The following is a 7,121-nucleotide window of genomic DNA, read 5'->3' on the forward strand; positions in this document are numbered from 1 at the left end:
GAGATCCCGCCCGCACGAGAGCTGAGGCACAGCACCTGCAGAAGGCGGTCGCACAGCGGAAGCTACGCAAAGTTTAACCAAAACGGGGCTGATAATGTGGTTGGCGGGCGCTGCCTGAATGGAATAATGTGGTTGGCGGGCGCTGCCTGAATGGAATAAGGTGCATGACTGGGTCTTCTGTCCGGTCCGCGCGGGTCCATGGATTTATAGCGGGAACCCAATCAGGTATCCGGGCGGGGTTAGCCGAGTCGGCCAAAGGCGGAGGACTTAAGATCCTTTCCCCAGCGGTTCAGGGGTTCGAATCCCTTACCCCGCACCAATCCGATAAGTGCCAGAATATGAGGCCGAGGGGACGCCCCGGGGGCGTCCCCTCTTATCAGCCGGCCTCAGGCCGAGATCCCCATGCCGGAGAGCCAGGATGCGACATCGTCATCGATCCCGCCGCCGGCATGGCTGCTGGTGCACCAGAACCCGTTCGCCACGGTCGCGCCGCTCTCGCTGCGGATGGGCTCGTAGATGGCGTCCGGGGAGCTGCTGGCCGAGGTGCAGAACGGTATGATGGTCCTGCCGGACATGTCCCCGTAGAGCGCATTGTACTCATCGATCAGGGTGAGGATGACCTTGGGGCAGTTCTGGTACCATATGGGGTATCCAAGGAAGATGTAGTCGGCGCTGTGCATGGCATCGAGCGCGGAAGAGAGGGACGAAGCCTCTATCGCAGGCCTCTGCCCTATCTCGGACTCGGCCCTCTGCACGGTGTCATCGTAGGTATCTGGGTAAGCTGTCTCCGGGACGAGGCTGATCGGCGAATCCCCGGTTATGTTCCCGATGCTGGTGGCGATGGTCCCCGCGTGGTTGCTCCAGGTGAAGTAGATGACGGCGGTGGACGCGCCCTCCGGTATCCGGACGTCGGAAGAGGTTTCGATGCCGCTGTCCTCATCGTTCGACAGTATCACATAGGCCGCGGCGACGGCCGCGACGATCACTGTCGCGATCACTGCCGCGATCACGATCTTCTTCATGAGATAAGTGACGTGACGTTTGATATATAAAAATAACTGACATAAAGAAATTAATGCCCGGCGGCCTCTCATGCGCCGCCGAGCATGTCCTCCACGAGCATCCTGCGGACGGCCTCGGTCATCGCCTCAGGGACGGTGATGCCGTTCCTGAGGGCATAGTCCGCCAGCAGGTCGAAGGTGCCGTCGTCGAGGTCGGCGCTCACCGTCGGCATCAGTCGTCCCCGAGCTCTTCGTCAGGGTCGAAGTGGATGTTCTTGCGGACCTCGTCGACGGTGACCCCGTTGGTTATGGCGGCCTTGGTCATGTCGTCGTGCTCCGGCTTCCACTTCCTGAGGCCGTACCCCTCGGAGATCTTGATCCTCACGTCGCCGAAATCCGTCCGGTACTTGATGAAGGACGGCTTCATCTCGTACCTCTGGCACCTGTGGAACCTGAGCCCGACGGATGAGGTGTGGGCGAGGATGATCATGGCCATGTCGTCGGTGTCCTCGTCCCTGCATATGCAGCTGAGGATGTACCCGGGGCGGCTCTTCTTCATGATCACGGGGCATATGGAGGCATCGAGCGCTCCGGAGGCCATCAGCAGGTCGATGATGCCGCCCAGGTCCTCCGGGGTCATGTCGTCGATGTCGGTGCGGATCTCCGTGACCGTGGGCATGGCCTCCTCCGCCTCCCCGATGTAGGCGCGGAGCATGTTGGCGGTCTTGGAGCTCTTCTTCCCGAATCCTATGCCGCAGTCCTCGTACTCCATGACCGGCATCTGCGCGTACCTCGCCGCGAAGTGCTTGATGATGGCGCGCCCGTGGGGGTGGTGAACTCCCCCTCCTCGTCGCGGCGTAGACGGGCATGCCCTTCAGGATGTTGGCGGTGGCGGGAGCGGGGACCGGGAGCACGCCGTGAGCGCATTCCACGGTCCCGTATCCCGTCCTGAGGGGCGAGGATATGATCTGCTCAGGGGCGAGCTTCTCCACGAGCAGGCAGACCCCGACGATGTCGGCTATGGCATCGAGCGCCCCCACCTCGTGGAAGTGGACCTCCGAGACCGGCTTCCCGTGGACCTGGGACTCCGCCTCGGCGATGATCGAGTATATCTCGGAGGCGTCCTTCTTCACCCGGTCGGAAACCTTCAGGCCGGCGATGATGCCCATGACATCCCCCAGCGAGTGGTGTTCGTGGTGCTTCTTCTCCCCGGGGGTGCCTTCCTCGACCCCGTCGACGAGGATGCGGACGCTGGTCCCGGTTATGGACGACCTGTCCGAGGTCTCGATCTCGCATCTGACCCCCGGTATGCCGGAGGACTCCAGCATAGCGCCGAGCTCGGCGGGGTCCTTCAGGAGGTCGGTCAGTGCACCAAGTATCATATCGCCGGATGCCCCGGCGTTGCATTCCAAGAAAAGTGTCCTCATAGCGGCGAACTCCTTCTGTCTATCATCGATGCGATGTATCCTGCGCCGAACCCGTTGTCGATGTTCACGACGCTCACGTCTGATGCGCACGAGTTCATCATGGATAAAAGCGCGGTCACGCCCCCGAACGATGCCCCGTACCCCACGGACGTGGGGACGGCTATCACCGGGACGTCGACCAGCCCCCCGACGACGGACGCCAGCGCCCCCTCCATCCCGGCGACCACCACCACCGCGCGGGCGCGCATGAGGTCGTCCGTCCTCGACAGTATGCGCTGGAGGCCGGAGACCCCTGCATCGTAGATCTTGGTCACCCTGCTCCCGAGGGCGGCCGCGGTGACGGCTGCCTCCTCGGCGACCGGGATGTCGCTGGTCCCTGCGGTGACCACGCAGACCGAGCTGTTCGGGGACGGTTCGGGAGGTTTCCCGACGGTGCATATGCGGGACACGCGGTCGAACGATGTCACGGGGAACTCCCTGCCGATCAGCTCTGCGGTCTCCTCGGGGCAGCGGGTGACGATCAGGCACCCGGCCCCCGCATCGGAGAGGGCGCGCGCGATGCCCAGGGCCTGCTCCGGAGTCTTCCCGGCGCGTAGATGACCTCGGCCGTCCCCTGGCGGATCTTCCGGTGGGTGTCCGCCTTGGCATATCCCAGTTCCACGAACGGGGCCGACTTCAGCATGACCTCCGCATCTTCGGGGGAGATCTCCCCGGCCCTGACCTTCTCCAGTATCTCGCGGGTCTCCATGCTCCTCAAGGATGCGGCCTCCTGGTACCGTACTCGATCCCGCTATAATATTCCAGGACGAGCGACTCCAATTCGGGGCGTCTGCGCTCCAGAAGGTCCTGCTGCCCTTCGGTTATCTCCGCCAGCGCCTTCCCGTCGGGGCGGGCCCTGATCCTGATATCGGAGAACCCCAGGGCGCGTGCTCCGTTCTCCGCGTGCTCCGTTCTGGAGAGGATGTCCTCTGTCAGGGGCATGCCCTCCGGCACCCTGGTCGCCAGGCAGGAGTAGGAGGGCAGGTCCCAGGTCCACAGCCCCGCTTCGTGCGAGAGCCTCCTTATCTCAGGCTTAGCAAGGCCGCATTCCCTCAGGGGGGAGAGTATACCCAGCTCCGGCAGGGCCCTCATCCCGGGCCTCCCGCTCGGGTCGTCGGACGCGTTGGTGGCGTCCATCACGCATGCCCTGCCGTCCTCCGCGGCCTTTTCCAAGATGGCGCCGAACACCTTCTTCTTGCAGAGGTAGCAGCGGTCGGCCGGGTTGGCCCTCAGGGCGGGGTCGGCGAGGACGTCGGCCTCTATGATCTCCAGGGGGACGCCGAGCTCCCCCGCCGTCCTCACCGCGTCCTCCCTCTCGAACTCCGGCACGAACGCCGATTTCACGAAGTACGCCTTCGCATCCGTCCCGCAGGATGCCGCGGCATAGAGCAGGTAGGAGGAGTCCGCGCCCCCGGAGAATGCGATCGCCGGGCGCGGGTGCTCTGCGAGGAACCTGCGGAGATCCTCCGGGACCGCGCTGCCCGGAAGTGCAGATACTGTGCTCAATGCGCCCATGGAAGTCAGACCCTCGGCTTGTACATCTTCCTCAGCTGCTTATCGAAGTTGTGGTTGGCGTAGGAGAGGAGGTCGTTCCCGTGCAGGTCGATGCTGCTGGGGCCCGACCTGACGTAGAACGTCTCCGTCTTCCCCTCGATGAGGAAACAGGGCGAGTCGCTCGGCCGGCAGTCGACCCTGATGACCGTCCCGCTGTCGAAATCGACGGCCCTGTACGAGATGTACGGGAGGTACTGACTGCCGATCTGGCTCTTTATGAGGTTGTTCAGATGCAGCATCATCTTGTCCCTGCTTTCGAAGGAGCTCTCGTCCACGCCTATCACCGTCCCGTCGTCCGAGACCCCGATGAGCAGCGTGCCCCCGCGGGAGTTGAGGAACGCGACGATGGTCTTCAGGACGGCCTTCTCCATCCGGGGATCCTTCTCCCCGGTGTGCAGGTTCGTCCTGATCGTGGACTTGAACTCGGTCACCGAGGACTCCCCTCCGGATATCCTGCGGAGGATGCTGTCCTTCTCGAGCTCATCGATGCCGATGGTGTCCGCATTGCCGCGGAGGAACGCTTCGACGGTGTTCTGGAACAGGAGGCTGTTCCTGTTCAGGTAGAACAGTACGCTCATGACCCCCGCCCCGAAGATCGCCGAGGTCATCTCGCCGGCGGAGGCGAACTCACGGCTCTCGGAGAAGTTGCCCTCGACGAGGGACGTGGTGGTGAAGGAGCAGAGGATGATGATCATCGACATGGAGAACCCGAAGCTGAACGCGATGACGCTGATGATCCCGTTCTCGCGGTCCAGCCCCGGCATGCGCCTGACGAGGATGTAGACCAGGATTATGCCGATCAGGCACAGGAACATGCCCATGACAAAATCCGACACGGAATCGAGCCACCACGCTCCCTCGTTGTACTTGAACGTCCAGCGGGCGCCCATCTGCATGATGAGGACCGCGGCCAGTATGGCATCTATGGCGAGGGGCATGTAGAACCCGCCGACCCTGCGGAGGGAGACCGCGGCGATCGCGGCGGAGGGGATCGAAAGGTAGAGCGCCTTGTATTCCCCGATGACTGCCGATATGAACGCGCATACGACGGAGATCGCCAAAAGTATGATGCAGCCCGAACGGGCCCTCATGAAGAGCGAGATCTCGCGGTTCGCGGCCGCTTCGGCGGGCCGGCCGACGTCATCCTCTGCCATCGGTCAATGTATCAGGGCTCGGTATTAAAATGCGACTTGGCGACGTCCGGGGCTTTCTATTACTTTCTATAGAAAGGTTCTTTATACTAGGTTGCTTCAGAAACCCTCGGAGTTATAAAATTGGAGAGTAACGAAGACAGTCCGAGCAGGCCCGCGAAAAAGGATGCCAAGCCGTCCTACAGCGGGAGCAATGCTCAGCCTTCCGGACGCAGCCCGGATTCACATCGCAGCTACCAGGGCGGGGACCGCCAGGGGTACCGTTCAGACCGCGGGTCCCAGGGAGGATACCGCTCCGACCGTCCTCAGGGCCAGTCTTCAGGCTACCGCTCCGACAGGTCTTCCCAGGGAGGATATCACTCGGACCGCCCCCAGGGCGGATACCGCTCCGACCGTCCTCAGGGCCAGTCTTCGGGATACCGTTCTGACAGGGCACCCTCTTCCGGGGGCTACCGTTCGGACCGCGGACAGCAGGGCCAGTCTTCGGGATACCGTTCTGACAGGGCACCCTCGCAGGGAGGATATCACTCGGACCGCCCCCAGGGCGGATACCGTTCCGACAGATCCTCCCAAGGCCAGTCTTCCGGAGGCTATCGCTCCGACCGTCCCCAGGGAGGGTCCTCCGACTCTTCCCAGCGCGGTTTCAGGCCTCAGCACGGAGATACGCCCGCTCAGCGCCCGCATTTCGAGGGTGAAGACTCCGGCGATGCCCGCGAGGGTCTTGTTGCCGATTCCCGCGACGATGCCGACGACGCGCCGGCAGGCGTGAGGGGCATCAAGATCCCCAAGAGGAACGATGCCAACTACACCCGTTCCTACAAAGGGTCCGCCCAGAAATCCCCGTCCCGCTCGCCCAACAGGCAGAACCGCAGAGGAAGCGGTTCCGGGCCCAGGGGAGGGAGGACGTCCTCCAGGCAGCCGATGCTCAACACGCACCGCCTGGCACCCTTCAAATACGACATGAACGAGGTCCTCTCCCAATCATCTATGGACCCGACCATGGCATCATCGTTCCTGGCGACGGTCATAGCCAAGGCCTCCCGTATCTCCACCCGCGATGCGAAAGATTACGTTCAGACCTTCGTCGAGGCAGGGAACCTCACCAAGGACGAGTCTGTCAGCATCAACAGGCTGCTCGACCGCTACAGTATGTATAGGTGATTTGAATCAAATACCGCGAGATGAAACTGGGGCGCACGTTCGTCCTGAGGCTGGAGGACGGCGAGCTGGTCAAGCAGACCGTCGAGGCCTTCGCTAAGGAGCACGGCATCGAGTGCGCGTACTTCCAGATGGAAGGCGCCGTCAAAGCCGGCTCCTAGTTCGTTGTGGGGATCCGCGAGGTCAGCGGCCATATGGAGCCCAGGATCTACCAGACCGATGCCAACGATGAGTTCCACGGGGTCGGCACCCTTGTGCCGCAGGACATCACCGGAGAACCGGTCATCCATATGCATGGGTCCGTCGGCCACAACGGCATCTCCGTCACCGGATGCTTCCGCGAGTGCGTGACGGTCTCCATCACGATGGAGGTCGTTATCCAGGAGATCCTGGGCGGCGGGCTGGTAAGGGAGTTCGATCCCGTCTGCGGGGTCAGGACCCTCGTCATAAAGGATGACGGCGGGGATCCCGGGCAGTCCGACTGAACCGCAGTATGAAAATCCAGGAGGGGTCAGATGCCCCCTCGTTTTTATGATCGGCCGATCGGCAAGATGCCGTCCGGCCTCAGCGCCTGTTGTAGGTCTCGGCCCAGCGGTTGAAGACCTCATCGGTGTAATCGTTCATGATCCGCTGGTCCTGGCGCGAATTCTCCCCGTTCGGCACGACGAAGCCGCTGATGGGGAATTCCGAATCGCAGTAGGGGCACCTGACGTTGGGGCATCTGGTGGATGCCTTGGGGCAGTACTTGCAGGCCACGGCCCTGGACTGGAAAAGGCTGAACTCCTTCCCGC

The 7,121-nt window shown here is 62.8% G+C and carries 6 protein-coding genes, 1 tRNA gene and 4 pseudogenes; 3 read left to right on the forward strand and 8 right to left on the reverse strand.

Annotated features, from left to right (window positions below; translation table 11 throughout):
* Window positions 1-233: 233 nt before the first annotated feature.
* Window positions 234-319, forward strand: a tRNA-Leu gene (locus AUQ37_RS06375).
* Window positions 320-386: 67 nt separating this feature from the next.
* Here the strand turns inward: AUQ37_RS06375 and AUQ37_RS06380 are convergent.
* The 7 genes and pseudogenes from AUQ37_RS06380 to AUQ37_RS06400 form a co-directional block, all read right to left on the reverse strand.
* The gene (locus AUQ37_RS06380) at window positions 387-1,022 is read right to left on the reverse strand and encodes a flavodoxin (RefSeq protein ID WP_058747888.1); all 636 of its coding nucleotides are present in this window, start codon (window positions 1,020-1,022) and stop codon (window positions 387-389) included.
* Between the two features lie 68 nt (window positions 1,023-1,090).
* On the reverse strand, window positions 1,091-1,234 hold the full coding sequence (locus tag AUQ37_RS10025; RefSeq protein ID WP_157844320.1) for a hypothetical protein: 144 nt from the start codon (window positions 1,232-1,234) through the stop codon (window positions 1,091-1,093).
* On the reverse strand, window positions 1,234-1,782 hold the full coding sequence (gene larC, locus AUQ37_RS13040; protein WP_255354896.1) for a nickel insertion protein: 549 nt from the start codon (window positions 1,780-1,782) through the stop codon (window positions 1,234-1,236). Before larC (AUQ37_RS13040) ends, AUQ37_RS10025 begins: the two co-directional genes overlap by 1 nt.
* 133 nt (window positions 1,783-1,915) lie before the next feature.
* A pseudogene (larC, locus tag AUQ37_RS13675) lies at window positions 1,916-2,428 on the reverse strand (nickel insertion protein); the annotation flags it as partial.
* Window positions 2,425-3,176: pseudogene (larB, locus tag AUQ37_RS06390) on the reverse strand (nickel pincer cofactor biosynthesis protein LarB). The pseudogenes larC (AUQ37_RS13675) and larB, both read right to left, overlap by 4 nt.
* A gap of 5 nt (window positions 3,177-3,181) precedes the next feature.
* On the reverse strand, window positions 3,182-3,982 hold the full coding sequence (locus AUQ37_RS06395) for an ATP-dependent sacrificial sulfur transferase LarE (RefSeq protein WP_102134604.1): 801 nt from the start codon (window positions 3,980-3,982) through the stop codon (window positions 3,182-3,184).
* Window positions 3,983-3,987: 5 nt separating this feature from the next.
* Window positions 3,988-5,175 (reverse strand): helix-turn-helix domain-containing protein, encoded by a 1,188-nt coding sequence (locus tag AUQ37_RS06400; protein ID WP_058747889.1) that lies wholly within the window; start codon window positions 5,173-5,175, stop codon window positions 3,988-3,990.
* 120 nt (window positions 5,176-5,295) lie between these two features.
* On the opposite strand from AUQ37_RS06400, the gene AUQ37_RS06405 reads away from it, so the two are divergent.
* Together AUQ37_RS06405 and AUQ37_RS13680 are read left to right on the forward strand one after the other, a co-directional pair.
* Window positions 5,296-6,333 carry a hypothetical protein gene (locus tag AUQ37_RS06405; RefSeq protein ID WP_058747890.1) on the forward strand — a complete coding sequence of 346 codons (1,038 nt, stop codon included), beginning with the start codon at window positions 5,296-5,298 and terminating at the stop codon, window positions 6,331-6,333.
* A 20-nt stretch (window positions 6,334-6,353) separates the two neighbouring features.
* Window positions 6,354-6,815 (forward strand): annotated as a pseudogene (locus AUQ37_RS13680) (PPC domain-containing DNA-binding protein).
* Between the two features lie 79 nt (window positions 6,816-6,894).
* Here the strand turns inward: AUQ37_RS13680 and AUQ37_RS06415 are convergent.
* Window positions 6,895-7,121: pseudogene (locus tag AUQ37_RS06415) on the reverse strand (hypothetical protein); the annotation flags it as partial.

The sequence above is a fragment of the Candidatus Methanomethylophilus sp. 1R26 genome (assembly GCF_001481295.1).
Taxonomy (GTDB): Archaea; Thermoplasmatota; Thermoplasmata; order Methanomassiliicoccales; family Methanomethylophilaceae; genus Methanomethylophilus.